At 55.1% G+C, this 21,402-nt stretch carries 16 protein-coding genes; 4 read left to right on the top strand and 12 right to left on the bottom strand.

Annotated features, from left to right (window positions below; genetic code table 11):
• The first annotated feature begins 104 nt into the window (after window positions 1–104).
• Window positions 105–3,530, top strand: coding sequence for an indolepyruvate ferredoxin oxidoreductase family protein (locus KKW20_RS15140; protein ID WP_214568751.1), 3,426 nt, complete (start codon window positions 105–107; stop codon window positions 3,528–3,530).
• Here KKW20_RS15140 and KKW20_RS15145 read toward each other — a convergent pair.
• From KKW20_RS15145 to KKW20_RS15170, 6 genes are all read right to left on the bottom strand, one after another.
• Window positions 3,514–4,161, bottom strand: a complete 648-nt coding sequence (locus KKW20_RS15145; protein ID WP_214568752.1) for an ATP-binding cassette domain-containing protein — start codon at window positions 4,159–4,161, stop codon at window positions 3,514–3,516. The genes KKW20_RS15140 and KKW20_RS15145 overlap by 17 nt on opposite strands.
• Window positions 4,154–5,851 (bottom strand): ABC transporter permease, encoded by a 1,698-nt coding sequence (locus KKW20_RS15150; protein ID WP_214568753.1) that lies wholly within the window; start codon window positions 5,849–5,851, stop codon window positions 4,154–4,156. The genes KKW20_RS15145 and KKW20_RS15150 overlap by 8 nt, the downstream gene beginning before the upstream one ends.
• Window positions 5,852–5,918: 67 nt before the next feature.
• Window positions 5,919–7,127 (bottom strand): ABC transporter substrate-binding protein, encoded by a 1,209-nt coding sequence (locus tag KKW20_RS15155; protein ID WP_214568754.1) that lies wholly within the window; start codon window positions 7,125–7,127, stop codon window positions 5,919–5,921.
• A complete protein-coding gene (locus KKW20_RS15160) occupies window positions 7,124–7,756 on the bottom strand; it encodes a CDP-alcohol phosphatidyltransferase family protein (RefSeq protein ID WP_214568755.1) in 633 nt (210 codons plus the stop codon). Before KKW20_RS15160 ends, KKW20_RS15155 begins: the two co-directional genes overlap by 4 nt.
• Before the next feature lie 171 nt (window positions 7,757–7,927).
• Window positions 7,928–9,025, bottom strand: a complete 1,098-nt coding sequence (locus KKW20_RS15165) for a ParB/RepB/Spo0J family partition protein (protein ID WP_214568756.1) — start codon at window positions 9,023–9,025, stop codon at window positions 7,928–7,930.
• A 1-nt stretch (window position 9,026) separates the two neighbouring features.
• Window positions 9,027–10,415, bottom strand: a complete 1,389-nt coding sequence (locus tag KKW20_RS15170; RefSeq protein WP_214568757.1) for an AAA family ATPase — start codon at window positions 10,413–10,415, stop codon at window positions 9,027–9,029.
• A gap of 502 nt (window positions 10,416–10,917) precedes the next feature.
• Here KKW20_RS15170 and KKW20_RS15175 point away from each other — a divergent pair.
• Window positions 10,918–12,105 carry a replication initiation protein gene (locus tag KKW20_RS15175; RefSeq protein WP_214568758.1) on the top strand — a complete coding sequence of 396 codons (1,188 nt, stop codon included), beginning with the start codon at window positions 10,918–10,920 and terminating at the stop codon, window positions 12,103–12,105.
• A gap of 40 nt (window positions 12,106–12,145) precedes the next feature.
• On the opposite strand, the gene KKW20_RS15180 is transcribed toward KKW20_RS15175, so the two are convergent.
• The 6 genes from KKW20_RS15180 to KKW20_RS15205 all read right to left on the bottom strand — a co-directional run bounded on the left by KKW20_RS15180 (window position 12,146) and on the right by KKW20_RS15205 (window position 19,457).
• Window positions 12,146–13,135, bottom strand: coding sequence for a helix-turn-helix domain-containing protein (locus KKW20_RS15180; RefSeq protein WP_214568759.1), 990 nt, complete (start codon window positions 13,133–13,135; stop codon window positions 12,146–12,148).
• Window positions 13,136–13,193: 58 nt separating this feature from the next.
• A complete protein-coding gene (gene gcvP, locus KKW20_RS15185) occupies window positions 13,194–16,052 on the bottom strand; it encodes an aminomethyl-transferring glycine dehydrogenase (protein ID WP_214568760.1) in 2,859 nt (952 codons plus the stop codon).
• A 74-nt stretch (window positions 16,053–16,126) separates the two neighbouring features.
• Window positions 16,127–16,492, bottom strand: a complete 366-nt coding sequence (gene gcvH / locus KKW20_RS15190) for a glycine cleavage system protein GcvH (protein WP_214568761.1) — start codon at window positions 16,490–16,492, stop codon at window positions 16,127–16,129.
• A gap of 17 nt (window positions 16,493–16,509) precedes the next feature.
• Window positions 16,510–17,607, bottom strand: coding sequence for a glycine cleavage system aminomethyltransferase GcvT (gene gcvT / locus KKW20_RS15195; RefSeq protein ID WP_214568762.1), 1,098 nt, complete (start codon window positions 17,605–17,607; stop codon window positions 16,510–16,512).
• 20 nt (window positions 17,608–17,627) lie between these two features.
• Complete coding sequence (locus tag KKW20_RS15200) at window positions 17,628–18,041, bottom strand: universal stress protein (protein WP_214568763.1); 414 nt, start codon at window positions 18,039–18,041, stop codon at window positions 17,628–17,630.
• 57 nt (window positions 18,042–18,098) lie between these two features.
• Entirely contained in the window at window positions 18,099–19,457 is a 1,359-nt protein-coding gene (locus tag KKW20_RS15205; RefSeq protein WP_214568764.1) for an alanine/glycine:cation symporter family protein, read from the bottom strand.
• Between the two features lie 236 nt (window positions 19,458–19,693).
• Between KKW20_RS15205 and KKW20_RS15210 the strand changes: the two genes are divergently transcribed.
• Both KKW20_RS15210 and modA read left to right on the top strand, forming a co-directional pair.
• On the top strand, window positions 19,694–20,308 hold the full coding sequence (locus tag KKW20_RS15210) for a helix-turn-helix domain-containing protein (protein WP_246534632.1): 615 nt from the start codon (window positions 19,694–19,696) through the stop codon (window positions 20,306–20,308).
• 328 nt (window positions 20,309–20,636) lie between these two features.
• Window positions 20,637–21,401 (top strand): molybdate ABC transporter substrate-binding protein, encoded by a 765-nt coding sequence (modA, locus tag KKW20_RS15215; protein WP_214568765.1) that lies wholly within the window; start codon window positions 20,637–20,639, stop codon window positions 21,399–21,401.
• The last annotated feature ends 1 nt before the right edge of the window (window position 21,402 follow it).

Consider the following 21,402-nt stretch of genomic DNA (forward strand, 5'->3'; position numbering starts at 1 on the left):
CGGACAGCTTACCCCAAGATTAGCAATTTTTGCCATGTTTTTGGTCACATTACTCGGCGTAAGTGAATGATTATGGGGAAACCCAAACCAAGGCGCGATCCCCTATGACCCAGCCACTTGCCACCTATCAACTTTCTGATCGTTACACCCGCACAGAGGGGCGTGTGTTTCTGACCGGCACACAAGCATTGGTGCGGATCATGTTGGACCAAGCGCGGCGCGATCGGTCGGCCGGCCTGGCCACCAGCGGATTTATCTCGGGGTATCGCGGCTCGCCCCTTGGCGCCGTTGATCTAGAGTTGTGGCGCGCCCGCGACATCGTAGACAAGAACCAGATCACATTCATGCCCGCCGTGAACGAAGATCTGGGGGCAACCGCCGTTTTGGGGGCGCAACAAGCAACTCTTGACCCAGATTGCCAGGTCGAAGGCGTCTTTTCGATGTGGTATGGAAAAGGCCCCGGCGTGGATCGATCCGGGGATGCCCTAAAACACGGCAACGCTTATGGCTCTGCACCCAAAGGCGGGGTTCTGGTGGTGGCTGGGGATGACCACGGATGCGTCTCGTCCTCGATGCCACACCAATCAGACGTCGCATTCATGTCGTGGTTCATGCCCACATTGAACCCGGCCAGCGTCGCCGAATTTTTAGAGTTCGGTGAATACGGCATCGCCATGTCCCGGTTCTCTGGCACTTGGGTCGGTTTCAAAGCGATTTCAGAGACCGTCGAAAGCGGCCAATCCGTAGAGTTGGGCCAAGATAGGGACTTTCAGTACCCAGACGTTACCATTCCACCCGGCGGCTTGCACATTCGTCCATCCGACCTCCCCAGCCCAGAAATCGAAACGCGGCTGGAGTACAAATTGGCCGCCGTCGAGGCCTTTGCCGACGCCAACCCAATCGACAAACGCATCTATAATACTCCCAACGCTGTGTTTGGTTTTGTCACCACGGGCAAGGGACATCTTGACCTGATGGAGGCGCTGCGACTGTTGGGGCTGGACGCGACCGCCTGTCAGCGACTTGGCATTGATATTTACAAGGTTGGGATGGTCTGGCCCTTGGCCCGTCGTGATGCGCTGGGTTTCGTGCGGGGCAAGCGCGAGGTTATGGTGATCGAAGAGAAACGCGGCATCATCGAGAGTCAATTCAAAGAGTATTTTTATGACTCGCCCGGCGAAAAACCCGAGAAAATGGTTGGCAAACACCGTGCCGCTGGTGACCCATTGCTGCCTTGGACAGGCGAGCTGTCCCCTCTGACTTTGGTGCCATTCATTGCTGAACGGTTAGATGCGTTTTTCCCAGACGAAGGTCTGGCAGAGAAGGCGCGCAAATTGACCGCCCCACCCAAGCTAGAGCTAAGCGTTCCGGGGGCCAAGCGTACCCCGTATTTCTGCTCGGGTTGTCCGCACAATACCTCAACAAAACTGCCCGAAGGATCAACCGCTGCATCAGGAATTGGGTGTCATGTTATGGCCAGTTGGATGGACCGTAACACAGGCGGATATGCACAAATGGGTGGCGAAGGTGTGCCCCATGTCGTTGCCTCTCAATTCAATGGCGGAAAGCATATTTTTCAGAATCTCGGCGAAGGGACATGGTATCACTCGGGTTCTTTGGCAATCCGGCAAGCCGTCGCGGCCAAGGCCAATATCACCTATAAAATCCTCTATAACGATGCCGTGGCGATGACCGGCGGGCAACCCGTTGATGGGCCTGTTTCCGTGCATGGGATCGCCGCCACCTGCCGCGCGGAAGGGGTGCAGCGCATTGCATTGGTGTCGGATCACATCGAAAAGTTCCGGCACAGCGATTTCCCGTCAGGTACCAGCTTTCATGACCGCGTGGCGCTTGACAGCGTACAGCGTGAATTGCGCGAGGTGGCAGGGGTAAGTGTGATTATTTATGAGCAAGTCTGCGCCACAGAAAAACGCCGGCGCCGCAAACGCGGAACCATGGACGATCCCCAAAAGTTTGTGGTCATTAACCCATCCGTTTGCGAGGGCTGCGGCGATTGTTCAATCGCGTCCAATTGCCTAAGCGTGGAACCGTTGGAAACGCCCTTCGGCCGAAAACGTAAGATAAACCTGTCGACCTGCAACAAGGATTTTTCCTGTCTCGAAGGGTTTTGCCCAAGCTTTGTCACGGTTGAGGGGGCCGTGCGGCGTAAAAAAACCGGCACAAATGTGGATCTTCCGCCCCTTGTTGCCACCCTGCCCAGCCCAACCCTGCCGCCGCTGTCCAAGCCGTTCGATCTGTTGGTGACTGGTGTTGGCGGTACGGGCGTTGTCACCGTTGGGGCCTTGATCACGATGGCCGCCCATCTGGAGGGGAAGGGATCAAGCGTGCTTGACTTCACCGGGTTTGCACAGAAATTCGGCACCGTGCTCAGTTACATCCGTCTTGGTGCGCGCCCCGCTGACATCCATCAAGTGCGGATTGATCAAAGTGCAGCCGACGCTGTGATTGGCTGTGATATCGTGGTGTCCTCTTCCCCCAAAGCATCAGCCCATTACCATCGCGGCACAAAAATTGTATTGAACCACGCCGAAATGCCCACAGGCGATGTTGTTCTAAACCGGGACGCGGATCTGAAGGCCAAGCATCGCCAACGGGTGATTGAAGATGCTGTTGGCGCCGGGAACCTCGACGGGTTTGATGCAAATCTGGCCGCAGAAACTCTGTTGGGGGATAGTGTTTTCGCAAATGTCATGATGCTGGGATTTGCCTGGCAAAAAGGATTGGTCCCGGTCAGCGAAGAGGCTTTGAAACACGCCATTTCTCTAAATGGTGTCGCCATTGCACAAAACAATCAAGCCTTTGATTTGGGGCGAATTATGGCGGAGGACCCAAAGGCATTCGCACCGTCTACCAGCGACCCTGCCCCCACAGGCTTCGAAGCAACCATCAACCACCGCGCCGCATTTTTGCGCGACTATCAAGATGGGGCCTATGCAGAGCAATTTAGAAAATCCATCGAAACATTCCGCTCTCGCATGCCGCGCGCACATCGCGATGCCTTGGCGGAACTGGCCGCAAAGTCGCTCTTTAAGTTGATGGCCTACAAAGACGAATACGAAGTGGCCCGGCTTCACAGAGATCCTGCATTTTTGGCAGAACTAGAGACTGAATTTGAACCGGGGTTTACGGTGAAATACCACCTTGCCCCACCTCTTTTGTCGCGTGGAACCGACAGTCGCGGACGACCGCAAAAGAAAAGCTTTGGCCCGTGGATGACCTATGTTTTTGCGCTGCTTACGTCTTTGAACCGCGCACGAGGAAAATGGTTTGATCCTTTTGGAAAAACCGCCGAACGCCAAATGGAAAGAGACCTGATAGCTTGGTTTGACCAGGTTTTGACGACCCTGCCCGCCCCGGCGACCGACGAAGACCTGAAGAAGACCCAAACCATCCTGTCTGCTCCTCTGGAGATGCGCGGATTTGGTCCAGTGAAACATGCCGCCGTGGTGAAAAATCAAACCCATGCAGACGCGCTTTTGGCAACCCTAGGCGTTACCCGCCCAGCGTAATCACCTCGCCACCGGCCGCCGCCGCATCTTCGCCATCATGGGTCACCATCAAAACCGGAAGGTTTTGTGCTCGCGCCTGTTCAAAGACCAATTTCCTGATCTTTGTTCGCAGTGCCGCATCCAGTCCGGAAAATGGCTCGTCAAGCAGCAAGGCTTGAGGTTTGGCCAAAAGCGTGCGCATGAGCGCGACCCGCGCACGTTGCCCGCCAGACAAGGTCGCGGGGTCACGATCGGCGAACCCCTCCAGACCGACTTTCGCGAGCGCCAGATTGACCCGCTCCCTGCGTTCCGCCCGGGTCCCGCCGCTCGCCAAACCGAATGCCAAATTCGCGCCAACGGACATATGCGGAAACAGCAGTGTTTCTTGAAACAAAATGCCAACGTTTCTTTGATGTGGCGGCAGGTTTGTGATGATTTGGCCATTCAGGAAAATTTCGCCCAAAAGTCGAAATTCCGGTGAAAGAGTGCCTATTACGGCTGACAAAAGCGTTGATTTCCCAACCCCAGAGGGGCCCATTAGCGTCAGAACCTCACCGGGCGCAATCTCATGGTTGAGCGCGACAAGACGTCTATCGCCATGACAGATTTCAAGCCCTTCCAATCGTAATCCCAGCTTGCTTTGATCAGCCATGACGAAGGCCCTTTCTATTGCGCCAGATCACTGCGGGAACCACCAATGCGATCGCAAAGGGTAAAAGTGCCGCCGCGGTTTGCAACAACCCAAAAACACCGATCGCGCGGCGGTCCCCCCCTGATGCCAGAGCGACGGCCTCTGTGGTTAATGTTTCAACCCGTCCTCCGCCAATCAAAAGCGTCGGAAGATACTGGCCCACGGAAACAGCGACCCCCACAGCGATCGCCGTTAGGATCGGTGCCAACAGCATTGGCAACCGCACCCGCCAGAAAATCCTCCGTGGCGAAGCGCCCAATGCTGCAGAGCTTACCGCCTGACGACGGTCCCATTGCATCCAGGGATCCTGTAGCGACAGACGCAAATAGGGCAATACAAACACCAGATGTGCTAGAATAACCGCGCCCCTGCCCGTCTCTAACCCGAAATTCAGCAGCAAGGTCTGCAGTCCCGGTATAAATGCCGTCTGCGGCACCAACAGAGGCAGATATAACAGCCACATTCCTTTGCTGGTCAGGCGCAGATTGTGGCGCTCTTCCGCCTCGAGACACCCCAACGTCAGCACGATGCCAAGGGTCACGACACATCCAGCAATCAGGGCGGTTTCCGTCAAGGCGTCAAAGCTGCCAGCGCTATGTCGTTGCCAGCTCCGTAGGGTGAATTGTTGTGGCAAGAGGTCTGGAAAGCTCCAAAAACCGGCAAAAGACCACAAAACAAGCCCGAGCAGCCCCAGAATGAGGGCGAGAGAGACCGTTCCGGCAAGTCCGGCCCCTACCCCCCTTAAAACCCGATCCCGCGCATGACGCCGCCCCATATGAAAATACCGCTTGCTCAGCTGCACGAGGGACCATTCCGCGGCAGTCCAGACCAAAAGTGCAACGATCACAAGCCCAAGCTGGACCAATGCCGCCGCCGCCGCTTGTAGCCGAAAGGTCAGATCGGGGTCTGACATCCAGCGCACAATCTGAACTGACAAGGTGGATGGCGTGGACGGGCCCAAAATTACCGCGACGTCGACCACCGACATCGACCACGCCAACACCACCAGAACAGGGAGCCGGATACGCACATAAATCGCCGGAAAGACAACGGCCAGCCAGCCAGCAACGCGCCCGTAACCAAGGCTTTGGGCCACAGCCAGCTGTTTTGCCCCCCCCACCTGCCCCATCGCAGAAATGGACATCAGCAACAAAAAGGGAACTTCCTTCACGACCAATCCAGCAATCAGCGAAAGGCCCAATGGATCTTGCAAGATAAGGACGTCTGGCGGTCGTTCCCACCCGGTAAGCCACGGCGAAAAGAGCCGCACCACCCAACCGGACGGCGCGATGAGAAATGCCAAACCAAAGGCCGCTGCGGCGTGGGGAACCGACAGGAGCGGCGAAAGCAGACGCTCGACCCAGCGAAACGCCCGCGTCCCGGACCAACCCGCCAAGATCAGCGCCACGACTGAAAGCGATAAGAAGGCCGCGCCAATTCCCGTTACCATCGAAAGGCGCACGGACGGCAAGAAACCCGGCCAAGCCAGCAGGCCTCGGAATGGATCCAGTGAAGGGCCGGACAGTCCGGCAGCCGGCAAATGCCCAAATGCCGGCAGAAGTGTGCCGTACAGCCCCCCAACAACAGGCCCTAACAAGGCCAAAAGCGTAAGGGCCGGCAAAAAGGGCAGAAATGTGTGTTGTGTTTGCATTTGTGTCACGCCCTATCTCGCCAGAAACCATGCATTTCTGGTGAGATAGGGACTGTTTTCCCGGCGTCTATTGCGCCACCCCATAGCGTTTTTGCCAGTCATCAGCAATCCGCGTCATCCAGCTTGGATGAGGCTCCGCCTGCGCGCGACCCAATTCAGCAGGGGAAAGGGTGGCAATGCCAAGATCAAGCGAGTCAAAGCGCTTTTTATCTTCCTCCGGCAAGCCAGCTACATCCAAAACTGTACCATATCCCAGCACATTAGGGTCTTGTGCATTGGCTTGTGCTTCCGCTGACAAGAGGAAGTTAGCGAGCACCATTGCCCCCTCTTTGGCGCTGGAATTGTATGGAATGGCCACATAAGACGCATTTCCAATCGTGCCTTTATCAAGAACGAATGTACGCACGGTATCTGGAAGTTCATAATTGGCAATTGCGGTCGACGCAGCACCCGGGCTGAAAGAGATCGCAAGATCAAGCTCACCGTCGTTCATCAATTGAATTTGACGTGTCCCAGATGGCGGGTATGCGCGCCCTTCTCGCCACAGAACCGGTGTCAATTCCGCCAAATAGTCCCACAATGGCGCCGTAACGGCGTCATAGTTGTCATCAGTCGCTGGCAGCGCCAATTCCTCTGAATTGTCGATCAACTCAACCAGCATTTGCTTTAGGAACGTTGTACCCAAGAAATCAGGGGGCTGCGGATAGGTGTACCTACCCGGGTGCGCCTTGGCCCAATCTAAAATTGCATTGGCCGATGGCAACGGGTCTGCGATATCAGCCGTGTCATACATGAACACGACCTGCGCCATCGCCCAGGGGCTTTCAAACCCCTCAACAGGCACGGTGAAATCGGACTGAACAGATTTCCCAACGACATCGACATGGCGCCAGCCAGGCAGATCTTCAGCCCAAGGGCCAAAAAGGAGCTCAGCATCTTTCATCGATGCGAAATTTGCACCATTGATCCAGATTAGGTCGATGGCGCCTCCCTGATCCTTATCCACCTCTTTTTCTGACAACACCCGGGTCACAGCATCAGCCGTGTCTGTCAGTTTCACATGTTCAACGGTTACACCAAACTCTTCTTTAACACGATCCCCGGCCCATTCTATGAATGCGTTGGTCGTAGGGGATCCGCCCCAGGCGTTCCAATAGACCGTTTGCCCCTGCGCCTTTTCCAAAACCAGATCCCAGTTCTTCGGGTCTGTGTCGGCCCAACTTGTCAGCGGTACAAGCGCACCAAGAACGGCGATTTTCAACCAATGCGTTTTCATGCTTTCTCCTCATGAATGGTAATTTTCCCAAAGGTCTGGTGTGCACCAATAACCCGCAGACCCGCGGTCACGAAACAAAGTACGCCAAAGCCCCAAGCCAAAAGGGGAAACATAGCTGGCCAGAGACAAATGACAGAAAACAGCGCAATCGTCTCTGAACCTTCCAGTAACCCATTGGAATAATACAATGATTTTGGGCCCTGCGCATCGGTTTTCATTCCACTTTTTTCCGCCAAGATTGCATAGCCTAGGAAGCTCGCCCCATTGACATAAAAAGCCAACAGCAGAAATGCCCCGGGAAGCGCGTTCGTCGCAGGATCAACAACGATAAAGGCAAACGGAACGACACCGTAGAAAAAAAAGTCGCTCGCAATATCAAGATACCCGCCAAAATCCGACTTGTGACTGGCCCTCGCGACGGCACCGTCCAGGCCATCTGCGATCCGAGATAGGGCAATAAAAATGAGACCGATGCCAAATCCCCCCAACGAGATGGAAACAGCAGCCAGAGGCGCCATGAGAAGTCCAAAGAGTGTGACGGAGTTTGCCGTCACCCCCCGTTTTGCCAATGAGACCCCGACAAAGTTAAGTGGCGGGTCAATCAGTTTTCGCACGGCCCTGTCGAGCATATTATCAGTCCTTTAGGCTGGCTTACGCAGTGATGCGATAGACCCTTTATTGGATCTATGACCTACGGTTTTGCCGGCGTCCATCGTCCATACGAAAACGTGACCATGCGTTAGTTTCGCCGACCTACCCAACATAGAAACCGGTTTCGCGGCGAAACCCCCTGCCCTGCTTTAGTCTTTTAGCAGCCGCTGCAGCCCTGCCAGAACCTCTTCCATAAACATGCGATCTACCGGCCCCCCTTCAAACCGAACCAGATGGCCCCGCTTATCCTCGGCATGATGAACGGAAATGGATTTGCCCGCGCGCGTCAGCTCAAAATGCGCGCCAGTCCGCTCTGAATTCGAAGCAGCCCTTGGCCGCCCACCGCGACTGTTGTCTTTTGGCCCTTCCTCAAAGGCTTCGAGAACAGGAAGCACCGCAAGCCATTCACCAGCCGCATCTATCGCAGCTTGCGTTGCCAACGCCTCGCGCAACTCCTGCACGCCGCCCATTCTTAATCCCGCCGCCAATCGCAGGCCCTGCTTCTCTGTGAGGCTCTCTGCATATTTCAGCATATCGCCGAGTTCTTCGAACACTTGCGCAAAAGAGCGGACCTTGGAGCGTTTGGCCTTGGATGCTGAAGAAAACAATTTTGCAACCGCCTCCTCGACCGATGCAAATGCACCATTTTGCGTTGAGATGACTGCGATGCGGCCGCGCTCAAAATGGCTTAATTGAGAACGGATTTCATTTTCTTCTACCATCGCCACAAACGCGTCGGGAATGGTCTCTATTGGCTTGATTAGAGCCTTTACCGTTGAAAACCCTACCTCACCGGTTTCCTCTTTCAGGGTCTTGATGGCCATAATTCTGCGGTAACCCGAAACGACACCGTATTTGACGCCTCCCTCGGCCGCCTTCAGCACATAAAGCTCGACCGGCAATCTTAGACCATTCGCCTGAATAGAGACCTTAAGCTCTTCAAGCTCCGAACGATCCAGGGTCACCCGATCCCGGATCATGTCATCAAGATCGATCTGATCCAACGGAACCTCCGCCATGACCAGACCCTTACCCAACGCATCTCGCAGCACCTCTGCATCAGCGGTGTCCTTTGCCATCTGCTCACGGGCTTCTGTAGTTACCACTGGGCTTTGCATCGCCGCGTCGGCCGCCACTTGGGCAATGGGGGCCATCGCATTTCTCATCGGGGTTTCGCTGCGAAACTCTTGTTCCAAGCGGTTCATATCTTCGGCACTTGGGGCTTCTAGCTTACGTCTGCGCGCCATCTTATGCCTCCTTCTCTGCATCTACCATCTGAAGATCACGCCACCAGCATCCCAGCACAATCTCCTTCACCTCAGCCCAGGTTCTGTCAAATGTTTCCCGGCCTCGGACATAGGTGTCGCGGTTAAATTCGCGGTAATCCGCTTCGTAAATGCCGTTCACTTGCTCGCCGGCTTGGCCAACCATGGCGGTCACTTCCTGACGGTATGTCGTCATAAAGTCGCCAAAATACGCTTGGATTACATTCGCAAGGTCTGTCTGTTGCGCGGCATCGAACCGCGTAATGAGCGCGCGGACGGCGTCCCATTCAAACCTTATTTCGTCCAATCCATGCTGCCGCCTCAAGGTGTTTTCCCCCTCTTCGATCGAGGCAAACGTCGAGTACAACATGTCAAAAAACCGGCCTGTAGAGTCGAATTCCAAGAATGATGCCCCTAGTGGAATTAGCAAAATATCTGCCGCTGCGAGGGCGTTGATGGTCAGATATCCGAGAGCAGGTGGCGTATCCAGCAGGATGATGTCGTAGTCATCTAGCAGGCCCTCGGTTTCCATAAACCCGGTCAAAGCATCCCAAAGTGGCCAAGATCGCAGTTGCATTCGCCAGACAGGCACCTGGAATTCAGCCCAGTACAGGTTAAGCTGGGCACCGATCAAATCAATGTTGGGCCAATGGGTCGGTTGAATGACGCGCTTTGCATCAAAATCCAATGCTTCTTTAAGCGTTTCATCTAGCGGCAGGGGGGGCTGACCTGCGGCGGACCGCACCCTGTTTTCTTTCTCTAGAAACTGGGCGTAATGCTTTGCCATAAGCGGGAAGGCGGTTTGCCATTCATCCTCAACTTGGCCGCCCATAATAGACGTCATGGACCCCTGACTGTCGAGGTCAATAACGAGAACTTTATACCCATCTAGCGCGGCTGACATCGCCAAGTGTGCTGCCGTCGATGTTTTGCCGACACCGCCTTTAAAGTTGGCCACAGCAATTACTTTTGCGTCCAAACCTTCTGGTCGCCAGGGACGGTATTCACGGGTGGCAACACCCTCTGCCGCGAAATAGTCACGAAGTTTTAGAACGTCGTCTAACGTAAACCATTTTGATCCACCTTCGCCTTCGCCTTGGGGAAGATCTGGATTCTGCTTTAGGACGCGTCTGAAATGGGCGGCTGCCACCGGGATAAGATACTTGCAAATCTCCCAGACGGAAAAACGTCTTAGGCGCTTGCGACCGTCCGGGGCATAACCGCGCTTGGCCAAGTCATCGCGACCGCGCGCTGCGAAGCTCGCTGCCTTTGCGAATCGTGCCGTGTTGATTGGGTCGGAAAGTTTCTTTGCGGCTTCCTCTGGATTAATATTAAAGTAGGGCGGGGGTGGGGTCTGAGCTGCTCTTGCCATGGGTTTCCCAATATGTGCGCTGTTTTTGTAGTTATTAGGTAAACCATCTCACATCATGTTGGCAAATGAAACATGACACTGACTTTCTGCGGAGTTTCGCGACGAAACCATAAATATAGGCCACAGCTAAGCTTTTTTATTTTTAGGATCTTTAAGATCTTTGTGTGTGAATACCGGATGTAAAACAATGAGTTACCGCAACTTGGGGACCCGTATACAGGTGGATGGGTGCCTGAAAACGGGGCGTAGGGTGTCTTGATGCGGGGTGAAGGACTCCGATTCGCGGTAAACAGGGTGCCAGAGTCCGGTAACTTGGGATAACTGGCCCAAATTGGGGATAACTTTGTCTATTTGGTCGGGCCCCTTCCTGTATCTGGGCCCCTTTAGCTTCTTGAGGCACCTGTCTCCGGTAAGGAATTCTTGCGCGTTAGGAACCTTACTGTGCCTTGAATGTGGGTCCCTTACATGCGATTGTCTGACTACTTAACAGAGGTCGAGCAGAATGGACCCGATTCCCAATAAACGCCTTACCGGCGCGTTGCGGCGCGAGAGCGTCAAAAAGAACGTTGCAGCGATCCACGTTTCTGGCAAGTTGTCTTTGCTGCAACGTAAGTTGTCAAACGTGCTGTTGTTAAACGCATATGACACGTTGACCACCCAACCCAGCCACCGGATTGATGCACGCACCCTGTGTACGATGATTGGGTATAACTCGAACGATTTTGACACGCTGAAGGCGTCGCTGCGCGGGCTGGCAGAGACTGTTGCAGAATGGGATATGCTGGATGCCGCGGGGCGCCAAGAGTGGGGGGTGTCGGCATTGCTGTCATATGCGAAGCTGAAGGGGGGGATCTGTGAATATGCTTATTCTCCGGCGCTCGCAGAGAAGCTTCATGACCCAAAGGTTTTTGCGCTTATCAACTTGAATATCCAACGCCAATTTACGGGCGGGCATGCTCTTGCGCTGTATGAAAACTGTTTTCGCTTTATTAATACCGGGTCAACCGGGTGGTGGTCGTTGGAGATTTTTCGCCGCTTAATGGGGGTGGATGACAGCGAATACTATAAGAGCTTCAAGCATCTTAACGCGAAAATCATCAAGCCCGCAGTGGCCGAAGTGAACAAAGTCAGTGATATTATCGTAACGCCGGAAACGCGGAAAATGGGTCGTTCGGTCACGGATATTCGGTTTTTGATCGAGCGCAATCCTCAGCTGACAATTCTGGATATGGATGACGGCGAAGGGCTTCGAACCACCAAAACCTATGGGCGCTTGGTCAAGCTTGGCGTAAGCGACAGGTTGGCGCGCCAGTGGATCGCCCAGCATGGTGATAGCTATGTGTCCGAAAAGGTGGATTTGGTTGAAACTCGCGATGGCGTGAAGAGCCCGGTGAAGTATCTGTCGGCTGCGATCTCTGAAGATTATCAACCGGCCGAGGCGGGGCAGGGGGGGCGTGTTATGACGCCCGAGACGCGTCGCCGAGCCGCAATGTTGGGGAAGGTGTTGGGCCTTGTTTCCAGCCGCAGCCCCACGCAAAAAGATGCCGACCGGCGTTTGTTTATGGGTCAGCTTGCGGATCCGGATGCGCGGGATGATTTTGAGCGGCATGGGTGGACCTCTGCATTAAATGCAGAAGCCATATTTGTTTTCTGGAGCGATCTGGAGCCAGAGTTGTTTGATGGTGTTTAAGGGGAAATTGGTCTCTATTCCGCGTGTTAGAGACCAGTTTTTAGGCAGCGGTACAGGTGTATGACGTTTGACGCAGCATGCAGGGGGTCTTTTCATAGACCGTTTTAAACCATCGTGTCAGGTTCGATGTTGCCCCAAACCCGGTTGCAATCGAGATTTCGCGCAGCGACATGCTGGTCAGCGTGATCAATTGATACGCGCGCTCTAACCGCAAATTGCGATACACAGCCAGCGGCGTTTCACCCGTTAGATCCATAAATCGCCGTTGCAGTTGGCGCGATGAAATGCGGTGGCGATCAGCCAATTCTTCAATGGCGAGAGGTTGCTCCAACTCGCTCATCATTGTCTCTAATGCCGCACAAACCAACCGATCCCCGCCGGATTTCTGTCGAATGGCGAGGGCAAATTTGCTTTGCGAACGCTCAACGCCGGTGTCTAAACCAATGTAATCCCGTAAGGCGCCGACCACATATTCGCCATGTTGGCGGGCGAATTGGTCGAGGATCAGGTTCAGCGCCGCAAAACTGCTGATGGCGCTGTCAATTCGGTCTGATGAGGAGAATTTACGACCATCATTGTCACAGGTCAGCCCTTCCTCCTCCGCGGCCGCGATGAAGTTGGGATGGATCGCGAGGGGCAGGTCCATGGATTGTCCTGACTGACACACCAGAAAAATGGCGCCACCGACCAAGATGCTACGCCTGGACAGCCGCAGAATCTGTTGCGCTCGGGCGCGTTCTTCGCGCGAAAATGACCATCTCGAGCGGATATCCCCCAAAAACAGGACGCAACGTTCGCGCCAATACAGCGGATCACTGGAATGACTCTCCGGCAGGCTATGGGTTTCGACCACATAACGGGCATCGCCGACGAGCTCATTGGCGGCGGCGAATATGTCAATAAACATCTGGGCGTTGGCCGAACTGGCGCCTTCAGGAATGATGATATTTACATGCTGTACCAAAATCTGGTCGCGCAGGATGGGCAATGCAGAGTTGTGGGCCGCAGCGGCGGGAGAAAACTGGTTCATGGAATGTCTCCTGCAGGAAGACCCCCGCCAGCGAGCCGGCGGGGGAGGGGTTTATGATTTACTCAGCTGCGTCCTCGTAGTCCTCCATCGGAGGACAGGTGCAGACGAGATTCCGGTCGCCGTAGGCATTGTCGACGCGATTAACCGGAGACCAATATTTGTCCACGCCCAAGGAACCGGCTGGGAAGCAGGCCTCTTCGCGGGTGTAGGGACGGTCCCAATCACCCACCAGATCGCGCACCGTGTGGGGGGCGTTCTTAAGTGGGTTGTTTTCGGCGTCAATTTTGCCGTCGATGATGTCCTGCGCCTCTGCACGGATCGACAGCATGGCGTCGCAGAAGCGATCCAGCTCATCCTTGGGCTCCGATTCTGTCGGCTCGACCATCAAGGTGCCAGCCACAGGCCAAGACATGGTTGGGGCGTGGAACCCGCTGTCGACCAAGCGCTTGGCAATATCGTCCACCGACACATGAGCAGCCTCGTCCAAGGGACGCGTGTCCAAGATGCATTCATGCGCAACACGACCGGTTTTGGACGTGTAAAGCACGGGGAAAGCATCTTTCAAACGGGCCGCAATATAGTTGGCGTTCAGGATCGCAACTTTGGTTGCTTGGGTCAGGCCAGCGCCCCCCATCAAGAGCACATAAGCCCAAGATACGGGAAGGATTGAAGGCGAGCCAAAGGGCGCGGCTGATACCGGACCAATTGCTTGGTTCAGCTCTGGGTGACCGGGCAAATGTGCTTCAAGATGCGCACGTACACCGATCGGACCCATGCCGGGGCCGCCCCCGCCGTGTGGAATGCAAAAGGTTTTGTGCAGGTTCAGGTGGCTGACGTCTCCGCCGATTTTTCCCGGCTGTGCAAGGCCCACCATCGCGTTCATATTGGCGCCATCGATGTAAACCTGACCGCCGTGATCATGAGTGATCTTGCAAACCTCTTGCACGGTTTCTTCAAATACGCCGTGGGTCGATGGATAGGTGATCATGCAGGCGGCCAGATTGTCCGAATGCTTCACGGCTTTTTCAGTGAAGTCTGCGATGTCGATGTTGCCATCCTCATCCGCCTTCACCGGGACCACTTGATACCCAACCATATGCGCCGACGCGGGGTTGGTCCCGTGGGCTGAGGTTGGGATCAGACAGACATTCCGATGCCCTTCGCCACGGCTGGCGTGGTAGTTGCTGATCGTCAACAGACCGGCATATTCACCCTGCGCGCCCGAGTTTGGTTGCATTGAAATCGCATCATAGCCAGTGATTTGACACAGCTTGTCGCTGAGATCGTCAATCATCTCGTAATAACCAGCAGCCTGATCCACAGGAACAAACGGGTGCAGGTTGGCAAATTCTGGCCATGTGACCGGGATCATCTCAACCGTCGCGTTCAGTTTCATGGTGCAGGACCCAAGCGGGATCATTGCGCGGTCAAGCGCCAGATCGCGGTCTGCAAGACGACGCATATAACGGGTCATCTCGGCCTCAGCCCGGTTTTTGTGGAAAATCGGGTGGGTCAGATATTCACTTTCGCGCAGCGCATAATCGGGCAGGCGATAGGCGCGGTTTTTCACGCTATCGTCTTTTTTGTCGATGCCAAAGGCGCCCCAAACTGCCTCGATGGTCTCGGCGCGGGTTTGTTCATCCAGCGAGATACCGATGTGATCGTCGCCGACTTTGCGCAGGTTCACACCGCGCGCCACAGCCGCTTCCATAACGGTTTTCTGCAGTGGGCCAACCTCGACGGTGATGGTGTCAAAGAACACCTCTGGCGAGACTTTAAAGCCAGCTTCTTCCAAACCAGCAGCAAGGCGAGAGGTTTTGCGGTGCACCGATTGGGCAATTGCTTTGATGCCGTCAGGACCATGATAAACAGCATACATAGACGCCATAACCGCCAGCAAAGCCTGTGCGGTGCAGACGTTAGAGTTGGCTTTTTCACGGCGGATGTGCTGTTCGCGGGTTTGCAGCGCCAAACGGTACGCTTTGTTGCCACGGCTGTCGATCGACACGCCAATAATCCGTCCAGGCATCGAGCGTTTCAGCTTGTCGGTGGTTGCCATATAAGCGGCGTGTGGACCACCAAAGCCCATCGGAACACCGAAACGCTGGGTCGAACCGATGGCAATATCGGCGCCCATTTCGCCCGGGGATTTCAACAGGGCCAGCGCCAGAATGTCAGCGGCGACAATGGCAATGCCTTTGTGTTCATGCATCGCGGCGATTTCAGCGGTATAATCACGAACATGGCCGTATGTGCCGGGGTATTGGAAAATAGCACCAAAATACGCACCGGGCTCCAGCTCGGATGGATCAGCAACCGTAACTTCAACACCCAGCGGCTTTGCGCGGGTTTTGATCACGGCGATGGTTTGGGCGTGACAGTTTTGGTCGACGAAAAACGACGATGCATTTGACTTTGATTTGCCAGCGCGTTTGGCCATTGCCATTGCTTCGGCCGCCGCGGTTGCTTCGTCCAGAAGCGAGGCGTTTGAAACGGGCAGGCCGGTGAAATCAGAAACCATGGTTTGGAAGTTCAGAAGGGCTTCCAAACGACCTTGGGAAATTTCTGGCTGGTAGGGCGTGTAAGCCGTGTACCACGCCGGATTTTCCAGAATGTTGCGCAGGATCGGCGCAGGTGTGGTGGTGCCGTAGTAGCCTTGACCAATCAACGAGGTCAGCACTTCGTTTTTCGCGGCGATTTCCTTCATGTGGAAAAGCGCATCGCGTTCGGTCATCGCTTCGCCCCAGTCCAGGGATTCGTCTTGGCGAATAGCTGGGGGAACAGTGGCATCGATCAATTCGTCGAGTGTTTTGAACCCGATCACCTTGAGCATCTCGGCCATTTCTTGCGGCGAGGGGCCAATGTGGCGGCGGTTGGCGAAATCATAAGCTTCGTAGTCGGTCAGTTTGAACGCCATGTTCAGATCCTTTTGCGGGGGGCACCGTCCCGCCGGGGCAGGGGCCGCCGACGGGAGTTAAGTTAGGGGGTCGATTAGCCGATGAACGCTTTGTACGCGTCAAGATCCATCAGATCCTCAAGCTGTGAGGGGTTCGACAATTTGACCTTGTAGATCCAGGCGTCGGCCTCGGGGCTTTCGTTCAGCGAGCCGGGAGCACCTTCGAGTGTGTCATTGGCTTCAACCACAACACCATCAACCGGGGCGTAAATCTCCGATGCGGCTTTTACCGACTCGATCACACCAATCTCATCGCCTTTTTCAAATTCATCGTCTGCTTCTTTTTGCTCGATGAAAACCACTTCACCCAGCTGGTCTGCCGCGTGTTGTGTGATGCCGACGGTGGCGATGTCGCCCTCGACGGTGATCCATTCATGCTCTTCGGAATAATAGGTGGTCATGATGACATTCCTTACGTTTAGCGTTTGTAGTTTTGTTTGACGAAGGGCAGGGCAACAATCTCTGCTGGTTGTGCCTTGCCGCGAATGATCAGGTTCACTTGCTCGCCCGGTTCCCCGTGGCCCTTGGCAACGTAGCCCATTGCGACGGGGCCGCCAACCGTTGGGCCAAAGCCGCCGGATGTGATCTCGCCGATGGTGTTGCCCTCAGCGCATTGAATTTCAACATGCGCACGGGCCGGGGCGCGGCCAACGGGCTTGATGCCAACCAGTTTCTTGGCGGCGCCTTCGGCGATTTCACGTTGGATGCGGGCCGCCCCAGGGAAACCGCCATCTTCGCGGCGGCGTTTCTGAATGGCCCAGATCAGTGACCCTTCGATCGGCGAGGTTGTGTCGTCGATGTCGTTGCCATAAAGGCAAAGACCGGCCTCAAGTCGCAGACTGTCGCGGGCGCCAAGGCCAGCGGCTTCGCAATCTTCATGGGCCAGAAACGCGCGGGCAATCTCTTCGGCGTTGGCCTCGGGGATCGAAATTTCGTAGCCGTCTTCGCCGGTGTAGCCCAGACGCGAAATGCGGCATTCGACACCGTTGATATCCGCCAGTGTGGTTTCCATGAATTTCAATTCACGCGCGGCAGGGCAAAGGGTGCCAACGACGTTTTCGGCGGCGGGCCCTTGAACGGCAACCAACGCGCGGTCGAAAATCTCGGTGACTTCGACGCCGTCCAGGTTGGCCGCCATATGCGGGATGTCCTGATGGCGCATCGAGGCGTTGACGACGACAAAGAAATGGTCGCCTGCGTTTGAGACAATCAGGTCATCCATGATGCCGCCGGCGTCATTTGTGAAGAACCCGTAACGTGCCTTGCCCTCTTTCAGAGCGGCAAATGCCTGGGGGCACAACGCTTCGAGTTTTTCGCCCACATTGTCGCCCTTGAGGATCACCTGACCCATGTGGCTGACATCAAAAAGCGCGGCCTTTTCGCGGCATTGCTTATGCTCGCCCATAATCCCCAGCGGGTATTGAACGGGCATGTCCCAGCCAGCAAAATCAACAATTTTTCCGCCAAGTTCGACGTGCAGATCATAAAGCGGGGTGCGTTTGGGGGCATCGGTCATTAGATTGCCTTTCTCTTAGATTAGTCGCGGACCACGGTGACAGTGCAATGTGCATTGCGCACCACACGGGCCAGATTTGGGCCAATTTCATAATTGGGGAATTCGCCTTTGTTTGAGGCGATAATAATCAAGTCAACGCCGCTTTTGTGGGCCAATTTCAAAATTTCGCGATACACGCTGCCCTCTGGGATATGCACCGTCACATCGGCGGCTCCGCCAGCGGCCAAAATCGCGTTGACCTTGCCGCGCACATATTCTTTTGCGCCCGACCCGTAGCCTTCAGGCAGGTTCGGCAATTTGATGATTTCAGGAACAACTTCAACAACGTGAAGCTCGGCGCCGTAAAACTTGGCCTGTTCCAATGCATATGGAAGCGCCTTCTTCCACGAGCGGTCATCGGTGTGGTCAATCGTCAGCAGGATTTTTTTAGCCATCTGACATCTCCGGTAAAATAAGAGGGAAGGGGGCCGGGTGCCGGCCCCCAGGTTTGTTTATTCGGCTGCTTGTGCCGCGCTGCGTTTGGCAAAGTATTCTTTGGTCAGTTTCCCAACAATTGGGCTGAGCAGTGCCAAAGCGATCAGGTTCGGGATCGCCATCATTGCGTTCAGCGTATCCGCCAGCAACCAGATGAAGCCCAGATCAGCGGTGGCGCCAAAGTAAATCGCCACGATCCACAGGATCCGGTACGGCATCAACGCTTTTGCACCGAAGAAGAAGCCGACGCATTTCTCGCCATAAAACGACCAGCCAAGAATGGTGGTGAAGGCAAAGATCGACAGCGAGATGGCGATCAGCGACCCGCCAATACCGGGCAAGGATGTTTCAAACGCCAGCGAAGTCAAGGCCGCACCACTTTCGCCAGATGTCCACGCGCCGGACGAGATGATGGCAAGGCCGGTAATCGAACATACGATGATCGTGTCGATAAAGGTGCCCAGCATCGCAACCAGGCCTTGATTTACAGGGCTGTCATTTGAGGCTGCTGCGTGTGCAATCGGCGCAGACCCCAGACCCGCTTCGTTTGAGAACACGCCGCGTGCCACACCAAAACGGATTGCTGCCATGACCGCCGCACCTGCAAATCCACCGGTCGCAGCCGACGGGGTGAAAGCATAGGTGAAGACCATAGAGATCGCGTTGCCAATCTCGCTTGCGTTGATCAACAGAACCAACAGGCCCGCGAGGATATAGCTGACGGCCATAAAGGGCACCAGTTTACCGGCAACAGCGCCAATGCGCGAAATGCCACCCAAGATTACTGCGGCGGTCAGAACCATCAAGATCACGCCGGTCACAGAGGTGTTGATGCCAAAGTTGCTGTCGAGCACCTGTGCCACGCCATTGGCCTGAACCCCGTTCCCGATGCCGAATGCTGCGATTGCTCCAAACAGGGCAAAGGCGGGCGCCAGCCAGTACCACTTGGGTCCAAGACCGTTTTTGATGTAATACATCGGACCGCCAACATAGTTGCCCAGCTCGTCTGTTTCACGGTATTTCACCGCCAAAACGGCCTCGGCATATTTGGTGGCCATCCCCACAAGGGCGGTCATCCACATCCAGAAAAGCGCGCCGGGGCCACCAAGGAAGACAGCCGTTGCAACGCCTGCGATGTTCCCGGTGCCGATGGTGGCGGACAGCGATGTCATCAACGCGTTGAACGGGCTGATTTGCCCTTCGCCTTGGTTTTCGCGACCTTCAAACAACAACTTAAAGCCTGTGCCGACCCGCAGGATTGGCATGAATTTCAAAAAGACCTGCAAAAACAGGCCCACTCCCAAAATAAGGATGAGCATTGGCCATCCCCAAACGACGCCATTAATGGCCCCTACGATATTGTTAAGCGCTTCCATGGTTTCCTCCCCACGCGTTCTTCACCTCTGCGCCAAACAAGACTTGCCATTTGGCGCAATATTATCTGTGTGCCTGTCGCAATCGGGTCCAAGAGCGGCGTCTTGCCGTTACGTTATAAGGCACAATTCCCTTATAGGAAACAAATCCACTATAGGCAACATTTGTCTATATATAGGGATTTTGACATATGTAGGAAGCGTGGATAAGCTATAAGAAAACAGGGAGAAACGCGGTGATGGAATGGGTTCCTCATGAGGAAAACACCCCGATTGCAGAGGGGACCGAGGCCCCTGATGGGGAAGTTTTGGGAAAAATGATTCGCGAAGCGCGTAAGGATATGGGTCTGACTTTGGAAGAAGCGGCTGGGAGTGCGGGCATCGGGCGCTCGACGCTTTCCAAGATCGAAAACAACCAAACCCGCCCCAGTTTTGATATCATCCGCCGCCTGATGCAAACCCTGAATCTGGAAACGCCGCAGCTTTTTGTGCAATCCGCGAAATCAGACATTTCCGGGCGCCGCGACTTTACGCCCTCCGGGCTTGGCGAGCATAAAGAAACCCAGACCTATGACCATGAGTTGTTGTGCAATGAGCTGACGTCAAAGCGCATGGTGCCCTATATCTCGACAATCAAAGCCCGTGAGGTGGCAGAGTTTGAAAACTGGGTGCGCCATAGTGGTGAGGAATTTATGTTCGTAATTTCAGGCGAGCTGACGCTGCACACCGAACATTATCGTCCGCTCAATATGAAAGCGGGGGATTCCGTGTATTACGACAGTGGTATGGGGCATGGCTGCGTTTCAACCGGCGAAGAAGATGCCAAGGTGCTGTGGGTGTCGCTGCAGGTGTAGCGCCGTACTGTATCCACTCCGCGATCCAGTCCATTCAATTTACCGTCACGCCCCGGTGTCGCCAAATCAGGTTCGCCCGAGTTTTTATGCCGCCACAATGCGTTTTCCGTTTGGGCCGGACACTGGGTATCTGGGGTCGGCCAAAACTGCGGAGGTTAGGTTTTCGTAAAAACGTTCGCCCAAATCCTTACGGATTTGGGCCTTGCCTAGAAAGGCAAATGCGCGGGCCCATATGTGGTGATCAACTTGGGGGCCAGCCCATCCGTCCGTCGCGGGTTTGCGGGAATTGTCTCTTGTTGTTCTGGGGCAAACGGGTCAATGTCTGCACATGTTCAAGCGGCTTCTTTGTGTTCTAATCGTTGCGGTTATGATGGGGCCGCAGGTCGCCCCTGCCCAGGCGGAGCAGGTTACGGTTTTTGCTGCGGCCAGCATGAAGACCGCGCTGGAGAAAATCATCGATGATTTCGAAAAGGCTTCTGGAATTGATGTAACTTTGTCGGTCGCAGGCTCTTCGGTATTGGCCCGCCAAATCGAATATGGGGCGCCCGCGGATGTGTTTATCTCTGCGAACTCCGACTGGATGGACCACTTGGAAAACGCCGGACGGATTTCAGGTGAAAGCCGCGTGGATTTGGTTGGAAATACTCTGGTTCTGATTGGACGAGAGGGCGGGCAGGTCGAAGTCTCTGAAAACCTCAATCTTTTGCAATTGCTGGGGTCAGGGCGTTTGGCGATGGCGCTGGTCGAGGCGGTGCCTGCGGGGATCTATGGAAAAGCGGCGTTAACATCGCTTGGGTTGTGGGACGATGTGCAAACCAAAGTCGCGCAGGTGGACAATGTGCGCGCCGCCCTTGCATTGGTTGCGCAGGGCGCCGCGCCAATTGGGATTGTCTATGCCAGCGACGCGCACGCTGATCCTCGTGTTGTGGTCTTGGGCCAATTTCCAAAAATGAGCCACCCCCCCATTCACTATCCTGCGGCTGTTGTGACGGGGCGCATGACGAACGGTGCCCTTTCTTTTCTGAACTATCTACAATCCCAACCCGCACGCGCCATTTTTGGCGCACAAGGGTTTCAGGTGTTGGAGGATTAGG

This window comes from Aliiroseovarius lamellibrachiae (genome assembly GCF_018599245.1).
GTDB lineage: Bacteria > Pseudomonadota > Alphaproteobacteria > Rhodobacterales > Rhodobacteraceae > Aliiroseovarius > Aliiroseovarius lamellibrachiae.